This is a genomic window from Sphingomonas populi (assembly GCF_004208535.1).
Lineage (GTDB): Bacteria > Pseudomonadota > Alphaproteobacteria > Sphingomonadales > Sphingomonadaceae > Sphingomonas > Sphingomonas populi.
This window is the reverse complement of the sequence record NZ_SGIS01000172.1, coordinates 1-668: the sequence shown is the minus strand read 5'-3', so window position 1 is coordinate 668 and position 668 is coordinate 1. Positions and strand designations below refer to the sequence as shown.

The window sequence follows — 668 nt, the reverse complement described above, 5'->3', positions numbered from 1 at the left end:
CGACATCATACGACGGTCGGTCGAGAGTTAAGGCGCAACAGCAAGCCGACCAAGGCGTGGCCGAAGGGAGGGTATAGCGCGGTTCGCGCCCAGGAGCGCACCGACCTGCGAAGACGGCGGCATCGCCGCTTCAAGCTGGCGCGCCAGCCGGACCTGCGAAAGCTCGTGAAAAGCCGCCTTGCGATGGGATGCTCTCCCGAACAGATCGCTGGCCGACTGGCGCGTGAAGACAATGGCTTCTCGATCAGCCCCGAGTCAATCTATCGCTACATCTATCACCGCTCGGCACAGAAGGATTACTGGCATCGCCTGCTACCCCGCCGAAAGGCGCGGCGCGGTCGCTACGGGCGCCAGGGCGGTAGCCCTGTGAACTTCATCAAGCTGCGCCGGCCGCTCTGCGAAAGACCCCAAGAGGCTCAGGACCGGGCTCAACCAGGCCATTGGGAAGCCGATTACATGCTCTTCGCCAAACCCGGCTCCAACGTCCTCGTCCTCCACGAACGCACCTCGCGCTTCACCATCATCGACAAGCCGCAAAACCGCAAAGCCGAACTCACCGCACAGCGGATCGCATATCGGCTCCGTCTCATCCCCGACACCCTGCGAAAAACCATCAGCTTCGATAACGGCACCGAGTTCGCCGAGCATCACCAGCTCCACCAAAGCCT

General features: G+C 62.4%; 1 protein-coding gene. It reads left to right on the top strand.

Translation table 11 applies throughout. From position 1 onward, the window contains the following. Positions 1-668 (top strand): IS30 family transposase (locus tag EWE75_RS24785; RefSeq protein WP_130160657.1); only part of this gene is annotated, 668 nt, incomplete at both ends.